Origin of the sequence: Planococcus lenghuensis (assembly GCF_001999905.1) — a bacterium.
Taxonomy (GTDB): domain Bacteria; phylum Bacillota; class Bacilli; order Bacillales_A; family Planococcaceae; genus Indiicoccus; species Indiicoccus lenghuensis.
Map to the genome: position 1 here is coordinate 2,111,897 of NZ_CP019640.1, position 14,480 is coordinate 2,126,376.

Annotated in this window: 18 protein-coding genes; 11 read left to right on the top strand and 7 right to left on the bottom strand. The window is 48.6% G+C overall.

Annotated features, from left to right (window positions below; genetic code table 11):
* The first annotated feature begins 105 nt into the window (after positions 1-105).
* On the top strand, positions 106-324 hold the full coding sequence (locus tag B0X71_RS10910; protein WP_077589434.1) for a cold-shock protein: 219 nt from the start codon (positions 106-108) through the stop codon (positions 322-324).
* 55 nt (positions 325-379) lie between these two features.
* Here B0X71_RS10910 and B0X71_RS10915 read toward each other — a convergent pair whose 3' ends face one another.
* A complete protein-coding gene (locus B0X71_RS10915; RefSeq protein ID WP_077589435.1) occupies positions 380-2,344 on the bottom strand; it encodes a hypothetical protein in 1,965 nt (654 codons plus the stop codon).
* Between the two features lie 18 nt (positions 2,345-2,362).
* A complete protein-coding gene (locus tag B0X71_RS10920; protein ID WP_077589436.1) occupies positions 2,363-3,589 on the bottom strand; it encodes an ATP-grasp domain-containing protein in 1,227 nt (408 codons plus the stop codon).
* Positions 3,590-3,760: 171 nt separating this feature from the next.
* Here B0X71_RS10920 and B0X71_RS10925 point away from each other — a divergent pair, with 171 nt between their 5' ends.
* Positions 3,761-4,324 carry a GNAT family N-acetyltransferase gene (locus B0X71_RS10925; protein WP_077589437.1) on the top strand — a complete coding sequence of 188 codons (564 nt, stop codon included), beginning with the start codon at positions 3,761-3,763 and terminating at the stop codon, positions 4,322-4,324.
* A 243-nt stretch (positions 4,325-4,567) separates the two neighbouring features.
* Here B0X71_RS10925 and B0X71_RS10930 read toward each other — a convergent pair whose 3' ends face one another.
* Positions 4,568-4,762 carry a zinc-finger domain-containing protein gene (locus tag B0X71_RS10930; protein WP_077589438.1) on the bottom strand — a complete coding sequence of 65 codons (195 nt, stop codon included), beginning with the start codon at positions 4,760-4,762 and terminating at the stop codon, positions 4,568-4,570.
* A 168-nt stretch (positions 4,763-4,930) separates the two neighbouring features.
* Here B0X71_RS10930 and B0X71_RS10935 point away from each other — a divergent pair, with 168 nt between their 5' ends.
* From B0X71_RS10935 to B0X71_RS21690, 5 genes are all read left to right on the top strand, one after another.
* Positions 4,931-5,614, top strand: coding sequence for a queuosine precursor transporter (locus B0X71_RS10935; RefSeq protein ID WP_077589439.1), 684 nt, complete (start codon positions 4,931-4,933; stop codon positions 5,612-5,614).
* Positions 5,615-5,622: 8 nt separating this feature from the next.
* Positions 5,623-6,012 carry a ribonuclease HI family protein gene (locus tag B0X71_RS10940; RefSeq protein ID WP_077589440.1) on the top strand — a complete coding sequence of 130 codons (390 nt, stop codon included), beginning with the start codon at positions 5,623-5,625 and terminating at the stop codon, positions 6,010-6,012.
* Positions 6,013-6,127: 115 nt separating this feature from the next.
* Positions 6,128-6,448, top strand: coding sequence for a hypothetical protein (locus B0X71_RS10945; RefSeq protein WP_156889861.1), 321 nt, complete (start codon positions 6,128-6,130; stop codon positions 6,446-6,448).
* Between the two features lie 15 nt (positions 6,449-6,463).
* Entirely contained in the window at positions 6,464-7,165 is a 702-nt protein-coding gene (locus tag B0X71_RS10950) for a PQQ-dependent sugar dehydrogenase (RefSeq protein ID WP_332309445.1), read from the top strand.
* Between the two features lie 138 nt (positions 7,166-7,303).
* Positions 7,304-7,477: a hypothetical protein gene (locus tag B0X71_RS21690; protein ID WP_332309446.1), complete on the top strand. Its 174-nt coding sequence runs from the start codon at positions 7,304-7,306 to the stop codon at positions 7,475-7,477.
* Positions 7,478-7,523: 46 nt separating this feature from the next.
* Here B0X71_RS21690 and B0X71_RS10955 read toward each other — a convergent pair whose 3' ends face one another.
* The gene (locus B0X71_RS10955) at positions 7,524-8,018 is read right to left on the bottom strand and encodes a GNAT family N-acetyltransferase (protein ID WP_077589442.1); all 495 of its coding nucleotides are present in this window, start codon (positions 8,016-8,018) and stop codon (positions 7,524-7,526) included.
* A 58-nt stretch (positions 8,019-8,076) separates the two neighbouring features.
* Here B0X71_RS10955 and B0X71_RS10960 point away from each other — a divergent pair, with 58 nt between their 5' ends.
* From B0X71_RS10960 to murJ, 4 genes are all read left to right on the top strand, one after another.
* Entirely contained in the window at positions 8,077-8,478 is a 402-nt protein-coding gene (locus B0X71_RS10960; RefSeq protein ID WP_077589443.1) for an HIT family protein, read from the top strand.
* Between the two features lie 148 nt (positions 8,479-8,626).
* Positions 8,627-9,271, top strand: coding sequence for an SDR family oxidoreductase (locus tag B0X71_RS10965; protein ID WP_077589444.1), 645 nt, complete (start codon positions 8,627-8,629; stop codon positions 9,269-9,271).
* Between the two features lie 163 nt (positions 9,272-9,434).
* Positions 9,435-10,478: an ATP-grasp domain-containing protein gene (locus tag B0X71_RS10970; protein ID WP_077589445.1), complete on the top strand. Its 1,044-nt coding sequence runs from the start codon at positions 9,435-9,437 to the stop codon at positions 10,476-10,478.
* An 11-nt stretch (positions 10,479-10,489) separates the two neighbouring features.
* Positions 10,490-12,013 (top strand): murein biosynthesis integral membrane protein MurJ, encoded by a 1,524-nt coding sequence (murJ, locus tag B0X71_RS10975; RefSeq protein ID WP_077589446.1) that lies wholly within the window; start codon positions 10,490-10,492, stop codon positions 12,011-12,013.
* A 57-nt stretch (positions 12,014-12,070) separates the two neighbouring features.
* Here the strand turns inward: murJ and B0X71_RS10980 are convergent, their stop codons facing one another.
* From B0X71_RS10980 to B0X71_RS10990, 3 genes are read right to left on the bottom strand one after another with little or no spacing between them, the layout of a single operon-like run.
* Complete coding sequence (locus tag B0X71_RS10980) at positions 12,071-12,559, bottom strand: cupin domain-containing protein (protein ID WP_077589447.1); 489 nt, start codon at positions 12,557-12,559, stop codon at positions 12,071-12,073.
* A 38-nt stretch (positions 12,560-12,597) separates the two neighbouring features.
* Positions 12,598-12,807: a hypothetical protein gene (locus B0X71_RS10985; RefSeq protein ID WP_077589448.1), complete on the bottom strand. Its 210-nt coding sequence runs from the start codon at positions 12,805-12,807 to the stop codon at positions 12,598-12,600.
* The gene (locus B0X71_RS10990) at positions 12,804-14,378 is read right to left on the bottom strand and encodes an amidohydrolase (protein ID WP_077589449.1); all 1,575 of its coding nucleotides are present in this window, start codon (positions 14,376-14,378) and stop codon (positions 12,804-12,806) included. Before B0X71_RS10990 ends, B0X71_RS10985 begins: the two co-directional genes overlap by 4 nt.
* Positions 14,379-14,480: the final 102 nt, after the last annotated feature.

Here is a 14,480-nt window from a genome sequence, read left to right on the forward strand (position 1 = left end):
TGACTACTTATTGACGCGATCCTTGAAGTTCTGTATAGTTAGTTGGTAAACCATCACTCAGCTTCTGACTGCAATACTCGAATTCGCTCATTTGGGGGGACGGTCATGTATCAAGGAACAGTAAAATGGTTCAACAATGAAAAGGGCTATGGGTTCATTGAATGTTCGGATGGGAATGATGTTTTTGTTCACTTCACAGGTATTGAGAGCGAAGGGTACCGCAGTTTAGATGAAGGGCAGACCGTCACATTCGAAATTGTGGAAGGAAACCGCGGTCCTCAGGCAGCCCATGTCGTCCGGTTGGAAGCAGAAAATCATTCTTAACAAAAAATTAAAGGCAGCAGAGGAGAATTCCTCATGCTGCCTTTTTGTGTTTTGCTTATTGCATCCAATTATATGCTTTGCCCCAGCTTTCACGCGCGAGCTGTTCAATTTCCTGAACGTCTTCGTCTTCCACCATGATGGTTTCACCCATCTCGTACTGGTTGTAGTGAAAAGCATACATGCGGGAAGTGAATTGATTGAACGGCAGTGATGACTCGCCCTCCAGCTCATCATTGCCCTGTACGCTCGTCTCAATTCCCTGTCCCCAATTTTGACCGCTGTCATTGTTCGGATTGTAGAAGTACACCCGGTATTCGCCATGAGGTCCCTGGGCAATCCGCTGAATCGAAACAGCGTGGAGTCCCAGAAGGCGCCCATGGACATTCGTGATATAAATACCGACTGGATTCGGATAAATCATTTCGTATCCTTCGTTATAATCCGGATGATGGGTTGCATAGAACAGCCGGACAAAGGATTCATAATCATTTACGAAACCGGTCAGCGGATCGATGATATTGGCAAAGCCGCGGTTGATCCACTCGCCGTAAAATTCCGGATTGACCCATTTATGGCCGTCTTCTCCGCGAAGCAACGTCCGCTTCATCATTTCGTTATAGATTTTGTCAAGATGCGGCACAAGCACGATGGATACCGGGTCCAGTTCCTGATGGATCTCTTCCGCCACGCCGCCTTCAAGCAGGCTGGAATCGATGGTATCACCTTCGAACACCATATCGATACTATTATCCCGGACTGCCCGGGCAATGTACTCGAGCAGCTGACCGATGCCGAACTGCGCCCACAGACTGATTCCGCGAGCTGATTGGCATGTCGGGTTCAGTCCCTGACCGACACCGAGCGGCTGGCCGAGCACGCTGACAACGCCGCCCACCAGGATGCCGTTTGCGGTGATGCCGCCTTTTCTGAACTCGGGCTTCATCAGCAGCTTCTTCACTTCCGGCAGGATATCGATTTCCAGCAGACGACGGATGGACGGCAGGAGCGTTTCCTGCGTCAGGACGCCACGGTCGAGCATCCGGGACAGCCCGTAAATGACGCGGCTCGTCTGCGGATGGACCGCGAGCTGAATGATATCCCGGACCAAATCAATGCTGGCGTTATAGCTGGCGATCCCGGTCTCAGTCAGGCTCAACATTTCCGGAATCAGGTTCGGATGTTTCCGGTTCAGATACCGGATCAGGATCGCCGCGGATGGTGCCACAAGCCCGGTTGACTGGATCGCCTCAGCAAAGGCTGTTGCTTCCTGCCGGAGTGTCGCTTCGTCCGCTTCCAGCAAATGTTTCCGGTACTCTTTCGGATCCGGATACTTTTCACTGAGCGGGGTCGGGGATTTACTGGCTTTTTCAAATGCCAGCAGCTTTGCTTTTGTCGTTTCCTCGATATTTTCATCAAGCATCTGTGTCGCAGTCTGAATCATCGTGATGATCCGCCCGACCATAATTGGCCGCTGGACCGTCAGCCGTTCGATTTCATCAACGATCTGCTCAGCGACCGCTTTATAAGAAAGGCGGCTGCCGAGAAACCGGAACAGCCGCTCCGCCCGGTCGATATGTTCCCCGCTGTTGACGCGGGCTTCTTCCGTTTCAGGCGGAAACAGCAGATCCAGGTTCAGTGCGAGCACTTCGTTGAGGAAGCTTGCCGCATCGTTCGCCGGAATCTCGGGATGCTCATATTTGCCTTCTGCAATCGACAGCATCCGCAATTCACTCAGTAATTCCGCAATGGAATTAATGCCTCTGACACGCAGAGAGCCGCCGACGAATTGCGGTTCAAGTTTTGACGCGTCCGCCCATGGTCCGCCATGGAATACGCCGGCTTTATCGAATTCATGCGCGTAATCCGCAAGAATTTCAATTCCTTCTTCGGTCGCGGCAAGATCGGTCGCAATCTGGAAGACACTCGTCTGGTACATGCTTTTCGCGAAGGGCCTTGCTTGATCAAGCGTATGCAAGGCCTCTTCGAATTTACTTTGCTGAGAAGTCAATTCTGTCGCCATTCAAATTCCTCCACGTAATTAATGATAGAAGTCGTACTCTTCATATTGCTCAAGCAGTTCTCTCATGCGGTCGCTGTCGTCGCCGAAAAAGAACAGCGTTCCGTAATGGTTACCGAATCCGACGCGGTCCGCCACTTTTGTCGTGTTCGGCAGGAACAGGTCATGCTTGAGGAAATACGGATCGTTTTTCAATTCTTCCGGAACATCGAGTTTTTCGATCAGCCGGACGCGCGGATACACCATCAGGCTTCCTGCATATCCTTTGGAAGAGGTTACTTCTTCCGGGAAGAATGCATCGATTTCTTCTTCCGGTGTCGCCGGATCACTGCACATGATCTGCGCCTGGAACGGACTGAAGCCATAGGCGCGTTCGATCAATTCGAAAATATGGCCGCCTGGTACGCGGGCTGCCACTTCACCGAAGTTCAGTGTGCCGTCATGCGAAATGAAATATTCCGGGTGAATGACCCCGTATTTAATTTCAAATGCATCAACAAGCTGCTGAACGGCTTTATGAATCTGCGGCCGGTACTTTTCGAGCGATGGCGATGCCGGCACGAAGTTGGAATAGCCGAGTTTCACATATTCGGTAATGTTCAGGAATTTGATCTTCCCGTCATAAATAAATGCCTCGACCGAGAATTCCTGTCCGTCCAAGTGACTTTCCATAAGATACGGAAAATCACTGTCGGTGACTTTATCGATATCAGAAGCATCCCGGACAACTACATGTCCCACAGTCCCTGCTTTATTGAGCGGCTTGATGTGGATCGGGTCGTTCGTGTCGCCATCGATCTTGATCAACGCTTCGTTAACGCGCTTCATAAAGCGGTAAATGTCGTCTTTACTGTGCGCTTCTTCAAAAACGCCAACTTTAATGCCGGCCATCTGTGCTTTCCGCTTCATGAGCCCCTTATCGCGGAGCAGCAATGAGCGGTTGAAGATACGCGGATCCCCAAAGAAGCGGGCGTTCAATGCGCCGGCCCATTCGACGGTCTCTTCATAAATCGGTACCGCTACTCCTGTGTTTAGCGCTTTCAGTTTTTCATATAATTCGTCGGAACCTTCATTCAGTCTGTCAAAGTCCCAAGCGACAAACGTAATATCATTTTCATCTGCAAATGTCTGGAATTCCGGCGTGCTGACAACGACAAATGGCCGGCCCAATTTATCGGCCGCTTCGATTGCTTGCAGGCTCCACCCCAGAATTGCTGTTAATTTTTGATCTTCTTTTGCGTTGGTCATTTAAATACCCCTTTTCCTGAGTTATTTTCGAAATGGATACCTTACTTATTATTTCCTTAACCGGAATCGCTCAAACATTTCGGCTGATTGGAATGTTTGCGGATCTGAATTTTCGGTTAAATACACTATAGTATGATAAAACGTAAAATCGTTCAGAAAGGAGCGATAACCATGGAATCCTGGTTTACAAACCTGCGGGAATACTTTCCTGCCCGTGAAATGAAAAACGAGAACCACATGAAGCAGCTGTTCCGAGATAAATCTCACGCATATAAACTGGAAGAAAGTTCTCAGCACACGATGATTTATTTTGAAAAACCCCAATATGTATTTATCGATTACGTGCTGATTGAAAGTACGGCCCGAGGCACCGGGCTTGGAAGCCGGCTGATGCATCAGCTGAAGAAAAAAGGCAAACTGGTCTTAGCAGAAGTGGATCCCATCTCCGAAGAAGATCCCGCATCGGCGAAGCGAGTGAAATTTTACGAGACCAACGGATTTAAAAAGGCCCCTTCCATCCACTATGTGAGGAAACATCCTGACACCGGCGAGCGGAGTGAAATGGACATCTTCTACTGGTCGCCGGTTCCCGTCTCCGAGCAGTATGTGCTTGAACAAATGCGGGATGCGTATGAAGAAGTTCATGCCTACAGCATGGAAGAACATTACGATTCAACACCGCAAACAGCAGAAGAAGTGCTGAAAACCCTGGAAGAAAGCAATTCAAGACGATAATTCAAAAATTCAAAAAGCCTGCAGCGAATAAGCTGCAGGCTTCTATTTATGTTAAAAGTTAGAGTAAAATCCGAACGAAAGATCCATAATATCGCCTTTTGTTAATTGTTCTTCTTTTTGGGCCGAAATATGAGTTTCCAGCAATTCTAGCGGTCAAGCTTTCTATTGGCACAAACTTATATAGGGCTTTTATAAGGCTTTGAGAATTACCCCGCAGCCGGCACAGGATTTTTCGCATGCGGGTTATTTCGCTGAAGTTGTTTTATTCAGCTCGCGTCCGAGGAACTGAAGCTGCTGCCCGACTGTACAGGATTCAATGCAAAATTTATGGGCCGCTCTTTTGCCTTTATCTTCCCGCAGCTGCTTTTTCAAAAAACAGCCGTCGCAATAAGTTTCGATCATTTCATCTATTTCATTGATAATTGAGCGTTTATTCAAGACTTCACCCCTAATAGCCGTTAAATTCTATTAATTACACATGCCTTGTGACAGTTTCCCATCATTTTACTACAGCATTGATTTTCATTTCAACTTTCTTTATACTGAAGAACGGTTTTACCGCGGTTCGCAACCTCCCGCGTTACCAAAACTACAGGAGGCTTTTTCATGTTCAACGAATTTTGGGGCTTAGGTTTTGCCCTGCTCAATTTTTTACTGCTACTCACCATGTATAAAATTTTCGGCCGCAGTGGCCTGTTCGCCTGGGTGGCAATTTCCACCATCCTGGCCAATATTCAAGTGACAAAGACGATTGAAATTATCGGACTTACAGCAACGCTCGGTAACAGTCTCTATGCATCGACGTTCCTTGCCACTGATATCCTGAACGAAAAATACGGCCGGAAAGATGCACAAAAAGCGGTATGGCTCGGGTTTTCTTCCCTTTTGGTCATGCTGGTCGCAATGCAGTTCGCCATTAAATTCGAACCGGCTGAAAGCGACTTTGCCCAGGAGTCACTGGCCACCATTTTCGGGCTGATTCCCCGGATCGCCATCGGCAGCATGGCCGCTTACCTTGTCAGCCAGCTGCTCGACGTTCATATTTTCGCATTGCTGCGCAAATTATTTCCAAAAGACAGCCAGTTCTGGATTCGCAATAACGGTTCCACAATGGTCAGCCAATTGCTCGATACACTCGTGTTCACGCTGATTGCGTTTTATGGCACATTTCCGTTTGATGTATGGATCCAGATCTTCGTCTCAACATATGTTCTGAAATTCATTGTGGCAGCACTTGATACGCCATTCGGCTACTTTGCCAAAAAAATCAAACCGATTGACGAAAAGTAGGTGATGTAATGCTGGAAGTTTTCACAGACGCGGCAACAGCCGGCAATCCCCGTGTGAGCGCTGTCGGTGTTTTCATCCGCGGTGAGGGACATCAGGTTAAATTAGGCGAATTCGTCGGCGAGATGGATAATCATGAAGCCGAGTTCAGCGCACTCGTCCGCGGCCTGCAGGAAGCAGCCAAGTTGACTGCCGGCATGGTATCCGTCAAATCGGATTCGAAAGTGGCTGTCGATGCTTTTGAACGGGGGGTAACCAGGAACGAGCGATTCAAGCCATACTTAACGAAGGCGCTCGAACTCGCTGACACATTCGATTATTGCTTTATCAAATGGATCCCCGACTCTGAAAACCGGGCGGCGGATGCCCTGGCGAAAGAAACGCTCCGAGCCAACAAATGACTTTTTGCTCTCGTCCCGGGCTCTGTCGCCCGGGATTTTTCAGTTCTGCAACAGCTTAGCATCTGGTAAACTGAAAGAAAATGATTCATGCAAACCATTAATCGAGGTGCTTTTATTGAAATACTCTTGGCTGTACATACTTCCTTTACTGATTTACGCGTTATTGAACAACACAGTCGAAGCGTTCAGTCTGGTTTATTATTTGCTGTTGGTCGCAGCATTTTTTGCTTTTCGGCTGGCTAAGCTCCGGTACCCCCGGAATGTCTATCCATGGACAGCGCGGGCAGCGCAATTGTCCTTTTATGCCACGACGATTGCCCTCCTGCTCCGCGACCGCTTTTTTGATGCGCTGATTGTTAACGGCCTGCTCGCCTTAACGCTGCTGTTTGTATTGCTGGACCTTTTCTTGCCGAAAAAAGAGCAATCGCCAAGCTGAAACGGAGGAATCATCATGAGGTTTCTGTTTGTTTCACTGCTGATGCTGATATCGGCCGCCTGCAGTCCCATTGCTTCTGATTCACAGGAATCTGTGCCGGCTGAAGCCGAAATACTGGCGACCGGCCTCCGCATCCCATGGGATATCAACAAAACGAGTGATGGTTTCTATATTTCCGAGCGGACCGGCACAATCGTCCATCTACCAACGGACGGCACGCTAACCCGGCAACAGATCAACTTTGCTGAACCCCTCTCTGCCGTTTCTGAAGCCGGACTGCTTGGATTTGTACTGAAGTCCGATTTTCCAGACAGCCAGGAAGCCTTCGCCTATTACGTATATGAACAAGATGAGGCGCCTTTCAATAAAATCGTGACACTGAAACTACAAGATGACGTCTGGCATAAGAGGGCTGTTCATTTGGACGGAGTTCCGACCGGACCGGTCCATCATGGCGGCCGGCTGGCGCTAAGTCCTGAAGGAACGTTATTTGCATCAATCGGAGATGCGTCAGAAGCGGAGCTTGCCCAGGAGCCGGATTCGCTGAACGGGAAAATTTTGAGGCTAAATAGAGCGGGAGAATTTGAAATTAACTCTTCCGGCCACCGTAATCCTCAAGGTTTCGCTTGGCATGAAGGCGTCATGTATGCGGCGGAACATGGCCAGTCCGCCAATGATGAAATCAATATCATTAAGGAAGGCCATAATTACGGATGACCGTTCATTGAAGGCACGGAAGCTGCTGAAGGATACGAAACGCCTTTTTTTACTACCGGGGCGGCCACGACCTGGGCACCGAGCGGCATCGCTTCTCATGACGGTCTGCTGTATGTCGCTTCTCTTCGCGGCACAGCTGTGAATATTCTGGATCTCGAAACGGCGGAAACCATCGATTCGATTGACGGATATGGACGCATCCGGGATGTGCTGGTAGCAGAGGATTCATTATTTTTAATCACAAATAACACTGATGGGCGCGGCTCTCCGGCAGCAAATGATGATAAGCTGATCCGGATTCCGCTCGATTGAATAAGAAACGGGCCTGAAACGATGAATTTGTTCCAGGCCCGTTTGCTTATAGAAATTTGACCATTAAGTCTTCGTCTATATAGCGGCCATCATGCTTCATGGCATGTCTATCAATGCCGAACACCCGGAATCCGCACCGGGCATACAGGTTTTTCGCTGCCTCATTTGTTGAAACGACAGCGAGATATACCTGCTCAGCCGCCATGTCCGCGGCAAGTGCGCAAGCAGCATCCACCAGCATCCGCCCTGCCCCATTCCCCCGTTTTTGCGGCGTCACATACATGCCAAGCACCGTTGCCCGGTGCGCCATTTTTGGAATCGTCTCTTTCCGGACAGTCACATTGCCGATCAGCCGGCCGTTGTCGAAGAGTCCGAGCGTCGGAGAAGATGGGGATTCCAGACGATCCCGGAATTTTTCGATGGGTGATTCCTCTGTGTCTTTTAATGTACTGGCGAACGTCTCCGGATCATTCCGCAGCGCTTCAAGCCGGAGTTCGAAATAACGCTCCGCATCTTCTGCTGTCAATTTCCGTATTTCCATTTTGCTCAGCCCTTTTCCTTGGTATAGTAAATGTGAAGATATTAATTCTACTGGAGCGATGAAGTTGACTTGTATTTTTTGCGACTATACGGCAATTCCAGAGCAGAAAATCATTTTTGAAAACGACTGGTGTGTATTTCTGCAGATGCCGCAGGATATCCTGGAAGGTTCTGGTGTTATTATCCCGAAAGCCCATAAGGAAACAGTGTTTGATTTATCGGAAGCGGAATGGAAAGCTACGTATACCCTTTTGGAGAAAGTTAAGCCTTATCTCGACAGCCACTTCTTGCCGGCCGGCTATAGCGTGGGCTGGAATTGCTATCAGGTGGGCGGTCAATCGATTCCGCATGCGCATTTGCATGTCATCCCCCGGTATGCAGACGAACCGTTTGCCGGAAAAGGCATCCGCAACTGGTTCAAAAATGAAGCCAATCGGCGCCCCGGACAGCGGGCTTATTAAAGATGCGTTCAATCCGGTCCGTTCTTTTCTGTAATATTATCCGCCTTTCCCGCAATTATACAGAAAAAGTTGTACAAAATTTAGGTTTTATCTCGAATCTGAGGGTATAGTATAAAGAAAATCTTTTAACGAGGGGGCATGATTGGAAATGAGAGTATTAGTAATCGGAGCAAACGGCAAAATTGGCCGTCATTTAATTAAAATCTTAGCGCAGGAAAGCGACCATACCCCAAAAGCGCTCATCCGGAAAGAAGAACAGAAACCGTATTTCGATGAGCTGGGCGTTGAAACGATTGTCGCCAGCCTCGAAGGCAGTGTTGAAGATCTCGCGACCGCAATGGAAGGTTCTGATGCCGTCGTCTTTACAGCTGGAAGCGGCGGGAATACCGGTCCGGATAAAACTCTGCTGATCGATTTGGACGGTGCAGCAAAGGCCATTGAAGCTGCCGGCAAATTGAATACCGGCCGATTTATCATGGTGAGTGCTATTTTTGCGGACCGACGGGAATACTGGTCGGAGTCCATGGCGCCTTATTATGTAGCAAAGCATCATGCCGATAACATTCTCCGGGCCAGCGGATTGAATTATACCATTGTGCGTCCCGGCGGATTGCTCGATGAACCAGGTACCGGAAAAGTAGCAATTGCTCATAACCTGGAAGCCGGATCGGTTCCACGGGAAGATGTCGCGCGTGTCCTATATCATTCGCTTGATAATGAGAAGACATATAACAAGTCCTTCGACCTAAATTCTGGCAAGGACGATATTAAAAATGCGCTGGGCAGCTTGTAAATAGTGCCAAAGCCTTGCAGATAGTTCCAGCAAGGCTTTTTGCATTGCAAACTCCCTTTAATTGCTGTAAAGTGACTGTGAAAAGTCACTATTTCTGAATTTAGTAATTTTATTCATTCAGTTTTCATTGATAACTAATAGCTAAAGAATAGGAAGATGCAAATTGAGACAATTGAGAGTAGTAGTAACAGGAATCGGCGGCCCAACAGCCCAAGGCGTGCTTCGCGGCTTGCAGGAACGCCAGAACGTGTACATAATCGGCGCAGACAGACGGAGTGTCACGACCGGAAATCAATTTTGTGATAAAGTAGTCAAAATTCCTCGTTATACAAAACCTGATGAATACAAAAAAGCGATTCAGGACATCATCGCTGAAGAACGGATCGACGCCATTTTCCCATGCTTGCACGAAGAGATCGACTTGTTTCGGGAATTTCGGGATGAATTGAACGCAGCTGTTGCACTGCCGGTCTGCGAAGACTTTGACGCTCTTATGGACAAAGAAAAATCATACGAGTATTTGGCAAAACGCGGTTTGGATCGATACATACCAAAATACTTCGGCTACAATACGGCTGAAGAACTCCGGGAAATAATGAGCCAGTTTTTCCCGGGAGAAAAGTACGTTGTTTCCAAAAATATAAGCGGCTATGGCGCCATGGGATTTGCCATTTTGACAGACCGGCAGAACTTTTTGAAAGCGCTGAAAGAAGGCAAACCGAAAGTCGTCAACATTGATGATTTCTGTGAAATACAGGATGACAACCGGAAAATCGCCATGGAGTACATGGGCGGTATGGAATTCAGCGTTGATGTTTTTGTATATGACGGAAAAGTAATCGTATCCGTCCCCCGGGAACGTACCGGCGTATCAAGCGGAATTGTGCTGGATGGCCTCGTCGTGGAAAACAAAGAACTGATTCAAGCTTCGACCGAGATTGCAGAATGCCTCATCACCGAAGGATTCATCAATTTCCAGTTCATCACGACAGACGATGGCTATAAACTGACGGACGTCAACGCCCGCTTCTGCGGAAGTCAGGTGATGAGCCTTGGAGCCGGTGTAAATTTCCCTTATCTGTTCCTCCAGTATAAGATCCTGAATGAAAAAGTGACGGTTCACCCAAGATGGAATACCCGCATGCTCCGGTTCCGGGAACCTCTTTTTATTTATGAAGAATCACATGCCGGAACCAATAAAGCCTAACTGAAGCGACGATGAAAAAAACAGTCCTCATCATCATGGCTCTGACAGTTCTTTCGAAATTCGTCGGGTTCTTCAGAGACATCACGCTTGCTTACTTTTACGGAGCATCCGGTATCAGTGATGCCTATATCGTCGCCATCACCGTGCCTTCTGTTATATTCGGCTTTATCGCGACCGGCATTTCGACCGGCTATATTCCGATGTACAACAAGATCGAGACAGAACGGGACGAGCAGTACAGCAAGCGGTATACAAATAACCTGCTGAATGTACTTTATGTTTTCTGCACATTCATTGTTATTTTAAGCCTTATTTTTGCTGAATTCATCGTTAAAATATTTGCAAGCGGATTTGAAGGCGAAATTTTGGCGCTGACCACCGATTTTACCCGGATTACAATCGCCGGTATTTACTTCAGCATCACCATCCGGATTTTAAGCGCTTATTTAAATATGAAGAAGCTATTTGCTGTCCCCACCCTGATTGGACTGCCGCTGAGTTTTGTCTTTATTATCTTTATTTTTCTGAGCGACCGGTTCGATTGGGTTTATCTGCTGGCAATCGGCAATGTGACTGCCCTTGCGGTCCAGCTTATCATTTTACTTATCTTCGCTTATAAAAAAGGATACCGGTACCGCTTTGTGTTTGATGTGAAAGACATTTACATCAAACGCATGTTGTTTCTGGCGATTCCGGTCATTCTCGGGACAGCTGTATCCCAGATCAATAAATTGATCGACCGGACACTCGCATCCCAGATTGAAATCGGTGCCATCTCTTCCTTGAACTATGCAAACACGTTGATTTTGTTCATCCAAGGTGTCGTCGTCGTCTCCATCTCGACTGTCATGTATCCTGCGATGTCTAAGATGGCTTCCAAAGGCAATATGGACGGTCTGAAACGTTCCGTCCTCCAGGCGATGACCGGTGTCAATATGTTTGTGTTGCCTGCAACAGCAGGAGCCTTGATTTTTGCCCGGCCCATTGTTGAACTGCTGTTCGGCCGGGGAGCATTTACGACAGAAGACGTCATTTTAACGGCGACTGCGTTCTTTTACTATTCGATCGGGATGATCGGCTTTGGCTTGCGGGAAGTGCTGTCCCGGGCGTTCTATTCGCTTCAGGACACCCGCACACCGATGATCAATGCAACGATCGCTGTTGCATTGAACATCGTGCTGAACTTCATCCTCGCTTATTATATGGGCATTGCAGGACTTGCACTGGCGACCAGTATCTCCGCATTGATCGCTACCGCCCTGCTGTCAGTTGCCCTGCGGAAAAAATTAGGCGCCTTCGGCTTGAAGTCTGCGGCAGTGCCGTTCGTGAAAATTTTACTGGCTTCAATTATTATGGGTATCATCACGAAAGTGATTTTCGATGCATTGCTCGTGCTGGGCATGGCTGCTGCACTTACGTTATCAGTCCTGATCGGAGCGGTGGTCTACTTCATCCTGCTGTATGTGCTGAAGATTGAGGAAGCACAGCTGTTCTTAAACCAGCTGAAACAAAGAATGGCGAAAAAACGCAAATGATTCTTTTTAAGAAATCCCCCTGCAGCATTGAAGCCGCAGGGGGATTTTCATTGTTATTCATTCTTTTGTCAGCCTCCGGATGATTGACTCGTGCTGGCCATAGGCTTCAAGCAATTGTCTGCGTTCGAACAGCTCAAAATCCTCGAAGACAAATCCAGGCGCCACCATACAGCCCACCAGGGAAAATGCATTATCCTCATCAATGGTTGCCCCGAATATGGTGCCCGCCTTAATCAGGACTTGCGGCCGCTCGCCATCTTCCAAGTTCAGACCCAGCTTCTTAGCTTCATAACTGCCGGCCGAATCTATGGTGTGGATGGTCAAACTGCTTCCGATATGGTAATACCATAATTCATCTGACTTCAGCCGGTGGAAACGGGAAACATCTCCCGACTCCAGCAAAAAGTAAATACTTGTATACAAACGCCTGGCACCGGTCTGCGAATCCGGATGAACTTCTTCATCCGACACAAATGACTGACAATAATAGCCGCCTTCCGGATGCCGGGTGAGACTTAGCTTGCTGATCCAGTCCTGTGCGGACATATATAGCCCCTTTTCCCGTCCAGCTGTTTTATGGATGTTCAATCCGATTTCCGCTCTTTCATTTCACGGACAGCGCGGGTGTATTTATCAAAATCGAATTCAACGCTATTCGGTTTGTAGAACCATAGAATATTCTCTTTTTCTCCCAATGTCAGCCAGTAGGTGACAACCGATTTCGGACTGCTGAGATCCGCTCCATTTTTTTCCGCTTTATGAAGCAGTTCCAGAATATGTGCAGGCGTCTTCATACTGCCTCTCCTCTCCGGTACATCACTTCACCGGCGACAACCGTCCATTCCACTTTGGCTTCAAGGATTCCATCCTCTTCCACTGAAAACAAGTCCCGGTCGAACACGGTGAAATCCGCATCGTACCCTTCTTTGATCAGCCCTCTTGTATCTTCTTTTCCAATCGCCGCTGCGCTTCCCACCGTGTAGAGCCCGATCGCTTCAAACCGGGACAGTTTTTCCTGGGGCATGTAGCCACCGTGTGTTTCACCCGGTTTCCGGCGGGCCACAGCTGCATGGATACCCAAAAGCGGGTCCACGTCTTCAACCGGCGCATCCGAACCTCCCGCACAAATCAAGCCATTCTGCAGTAGCTTTTTCCAGGCATAAGACCATTCAATCCGGTCGTGCCCAAGCCGTTCAACAGCCCACGGGAAATCAGACGTCACGAATTGCGGCTGAAGGTCGAGTGCCACATCCAGTTTCTTCATCCGATCAATCAGCGTTTCGCTCGCTACGACGGTATGGATCAGCCGATCCCGCTTGCCTTCCGGTACAGGATAAGCCTCCAAGGCAGTGAGGGCCAAGTCCAGGGCCAAGTCGCCGATAACATGGATGGCGACCGCTTCACCATAACTCCGGGCAAGTTTCACCAGCTCTTTCAGCCCTGCTTCGGAATGAATGGCGACTCCGTTGACAGATGGATTATCTGTATACGGTTTTGCCAGCAATGCCGTTCGGCCGCCGAGAGCACCGTCTGCAAAAATCTTCATGGCTCCCGGTTCCACGTAAGGTTCCTTGTACTCAGCCGTCCGGTTCATTTCCTCAAAGACCGTGTGGTGACGGAGCAAGTGAACCCGGAACTTCAATTCATTTCCAATGACATTCTTGAACGCACCCAGCGGTTTTGTGAATTCCCCGTAATACGCCATATCCTCCGTGTGAGAACCGGTCAGTCCGAGCGACAGCATATCCTCTACCGCCAGTTTTACAGCACTTGTCAGTTCCGCTGTATCTGCTTCCGGCATGACACCGAGCATCAGCTCTTGTGCAGCATCATGGAGAAAACCGGTCGGAGCCCCGTCAGCGTCCCGGACGATCAGCCCGCCTTCCGGATCTTCGGTTTCCTTAGTGATTCCGGCCAGTTCCAGTGCTTTTGAATTGGCCAGTACCGCATGCCGGCATACCCGGCGCAGCACCATAGGTCTATCGGTGATTTCGTCGAGTTCCACCCGGTGAAATATTTTCCGGTCCGGAAAATTGTTTTCATCCCAGCCATCGCCGACTACCCATTCGCTGTCATTGTCCGCTTCCGCTGCTGTGATCAATTGCTTTTTCATCTCATCGGAAGATGTCACTTTAGACAGATCCAGGCGGAGCAGCTTTTCTCCGTGGCCAATAAGATGCTGGTGACTGTCCACCAATCCCGGATACATGAACCCGCCTTGCAAATCCACTTCCATTATTGCCAGCGGCTTTAATTCGTTATATGTTCCTGCTTTATGTACAATTCCATCCTGTACGAGAACTGCTTCCACAGTCTCCCCTTCTGCTTGCATTGTATAGATCGTGCCTCCATGCCACAATTCCATAGCTGTCTCTCCTTTCCTTTCACTTACAACTATAATTCCATCTGCCGGCTGTGACAACTGCTGCGTTTTCAGCCTTGTTTCACTCTGAACCAAACCATTTTC

Excerpts from the sequence above, each read along its gene's own strand:
- B0X71_RS10950 (WP_332309445.1), top strand. The coding sequence starts at position 6,464 with ATGAGGTTTCTGTTTGTTTCACTGCTGATGCTGATATCGGCCGCCTGC.
- B0X71_RS10925 (WP_077589437.1), top strand. The coding sequence starts at position 3,761 with ATGGAATCCTGGTTTACAAACCTGCGGGAATACTTTCCTGCCCGTGAA.
- B0X71_RS10910 (WP_077589434.1), top strand. The coding sequence starts at position 106 with ATGTATCAAGGAACAGTAAAATGGTTCAACAATGAAAAGGGCTATGGG.
- B0X71_RS10960 (WP_077589443.1), top strand. The coding sequence starts at position 8,077 with ATGAAGTTGACTTGTATTTTTTGCGACTATACGGCAATTCCAGAGCAG.
- B0X71_RS10955 (WP_077589442.1), bottom strand. The coding sequence starts at position 8,018 with ATGGAAATACGGAAATTGACAGCAGAAGATGCGGAGCGTTATTTCGAA.
- B0X71_RS10965 (WP_077589444.1), top strand. The coding sequence starts at position 8,627 with ATGAGAGTATTAGTAATCGGAGCAAACGGCAAAATTGGCCGTCATTTA.
- B0X71_RS10920 (WP_077589436.1), bottom strand. The coding sequence starts at position 3,589 with ATGACCAACGCAAAAGAAGATCAAAAATTAACAGCAATTCTGGGGTGG.
- murJ (WP_077589446.1), top strand. The coding sequence starts at position 10,490 with ATGAAAAAAACAGTCCTCATCATCATGGCTCTGACAGTTCTTTCGAAA.
- B0X71_RS10915 (WP_077589435.1), bottom strand. The coding sequence starts at position 2,344 with ATGGCGACAGAATTGACTTCTCAGCAAAGTAAATTCGAAGAGGCCTTG.
- B0X71_RS10980 (WP_077589447.1), bottom strand. The coding sequence starts at position 12,559 with ATGTCCGCACAGGACTGGATCAGCAAGCTAAGTCTCACCCGGCATCCG.
- B0X71_RS10935 (WP_077589439.1), top strand. The coding sequence starts at position 4,931 with ATGTTCAACGAATTTTGGGGCTTAGGTTTTGCCCTGCTCAATTTTTTA.
- B0X71_RS10990 (WP_077589449.1), bottom strand. The coding sequence starts at position 14,378 with ATGGAATTGTGGCATGGAGGCACGATCTATACAATGCAAGCAGAAGGG.
- B0X71_RS10985 (WP_077589448.1), bottom strand. The coding sequence starts at position 12,807 with ATGAAGACGCCTGCACATATTCTGGAACTGCTTCATAAAGCGGAAAAA.
- B0X71_RS10940 (WP_077589440.1), top strand. The coding sequence starts at position 5,623 with ATGCTGGAAGTTTTCACAGACGCGGCAACAGCCGGCAATCCCCGTGTG.